At 41.3% G+C, this 1,990-nt stretch carries 2 protein-coding genes; one reads left to right on the top strand and one right to left on the bottom strand.

Going from position 1 to position 1,990, the window contains the following annotated elements; genetic code table 11:
• A partial coding sequence (locus tag J3U88_RS33975; RefSeq protein WP_207863674.1) for an integrase core domain-containing protein occupies positions 1-238 on the top strand: 238 nt, incomplete at its 5' end.
• A 556-nt stretch (positions 239-794) separates the two neighbouring features.
• Here J3U88_RS33975 and J3U88_RS33970 read toward each other — a convergent pair.
• Positions 795-1,835 (bottom strand): hypothetical protein, encoded by a 1,041-nt coding sequence (locus tag J3U88_RS33970; protein WP_207863673.1) that lies wholly within the window; start codon positions 1,833-1,835, stop codon positions 795-797.
• Positions 1,836-1,990 lie beyond the last annotated feature (155 nt).

The raw sequence follows: 1,990 nt of genomic DNA, 5'->3' as shown, positions 1-1,990 counted from the left end.
TGTGGAGCGTGTGATTCGGAGCATTCGTGAAGAATGTTTGGACCGATTTGTGATTTTTTCGAAAGGGCAACTTGAATACCTTTTGCGTGAATATGGGGCGCATTACCATGAAGAGCGTCCCCACCAAGGCCTTGGAAACTGGTTGATCTCCGGCAAGCAGGGGAAGTCAGAGGGAAGAATCCGGCGACGAACCCGTTTGGGCGGCTTGCTCAGTTTTTATGATCGCGTTTCAGGTTAAGAGTACGGTGGATTCGAAACGAATTCCAAGGCCAAAGTGCGCCCAAATAAAGCCTTTGCATCAAAGAAACACCTCGCTCGGGCAAAGTTTTGGCGAATTTCCAGAAAACGGAAGGTCGGTTCCTGTTGCGCGGCTGGGAATTCAGGGTGATTGGGCGGCCTGTTTATTTTTGGGACACTACGGCCTGTTTATTTTTGGGACACTACGCGCTTCTTCTTTGAGAGAATTATATAAGAGGCGAGTAAAAAATTCCCTCCTAAAAGCAGCGTTTTTATTATGGTTAAATGATTTAGATCTTGGCTCTCAAAAGTGAAGGACATCGAGAAAACAAACCATGTGTCGCATATGTTTAAAGCCATAATAATCCATAAAGACAGTGGGATGTTGAACTTGGAAGCCAAATACAAAATTATCTTTAGAGGGTGTGTTATGAAAACCACAGGCATCTGAAAAAGAAGGTAAACATATCGATGCTTCTCGTCTATGAAGTTGTTGAGTATATGATAGTCAAAAATTAGACACGCCGCTGTATAAAACATTGCGATAATTGACATGATCAATCCTTGGTTATGAAGTTATCATGTATGGTGATTTCAATTTCTCCATTCCTGCCTAAGAAGATAGTCAGGTTTTCCCTCCATAAAGATTTCATTCTAAATGGAGCGGCCTTACATTCTGACACGCATTGAAGCTTTCTCCAAGCTGAATCATCAATCTCGTGTCTTTGATGTAAATATTTTCCTGTCATTGGAACCAGTGTAGATTTTTCTATTCGATTGCCTTCGCTATCATACATCGGCTCCCAGTCATAAATATCGTGCCAGAGATTTAGGATATATCCTTTAGCTAAGATTCCTTTTTTTGTTACGCTTACATTTAGATAAGCTTTTGACCTTAGGTTTGAGCTACCAGCTGCCCAAAAGAACGGCTCTGTAGACCAACCCTCTTCATATAGGACTGGGCTTTCACTGAGTTCTATGAAGTTTTTACCAGTCAATCCATTTTTGTTTTTTAGGCGCCATAATTCTTGTATGAAGTTTTTTAAATTTTCATCGTGTGCTTTTGATATTTTTGGATCTCTCATTAACCATTCTGGATCAAAATCAACTGCTCTAAGGAATCGATGAGATGATCCAGGTTCTTCTGGAGCGCTTCCCGATAAGAAAACTGCATAATTGTCCGCAGCTGGGTGAAACAAACCAGAAAAGTCATACTCTCTGGTTCGGCCAACTACTGTCCAGCCTATATTTTCAATATAGCTAGCGGGAAACTTATTGTTAATAACAGGGAACCAGTCGGGGATAGTTATTTTTGGTCGATATTCTCCACCAAAAGCTGTTGCTCCAAGTTCAAAACGAGCAAATTTCAAGGCTTCCCATTTGTCACTTACTTTGATGGATCTGTGTAGGCGTTGAGTTCGCATGAAAGAAAAGTTTGGCAACAATGCAGGTGTAGACACTCTATACCTAAAGGGTTTGTTATTAATCATGTTGTCTATTTCGTCTTCTTCAATATATATGACTTTATCACCCTCGCCTTTAATGCTTATGTAAGTAAACGAATAGGTCTCCAGCCCATTCGGATCCCAGAACATCACCGGGTTACCGCCGGCGAATGCATACGGCCAATGCCGTTAAGTTAAGAGAGAAAATTACAGATTAACCTGTTTGTAACTAGGTGTTTATGGTAAAATTGCGGCATGAGACATGCTCTGGCGGGCTTGATTGATAAGCCCACCGAAATTTATTCTCA

It is taken from the genome of Acanthopleuribacter pedis (genome assembly GCF_017377855.1).
Lineage (GTDB): Bacteria > Acidobacteriota > Holophagae > Acanthopleuribacterales > Acanthopleuribacteraceae > Acanthopleuribacter > Acanthopleuribacter pedis.
The sequence above is the reverse complement of the archived record's forward strand: the minus strand, read 5'-3'. Positions and strand labels throughout refer to the sequence as shown.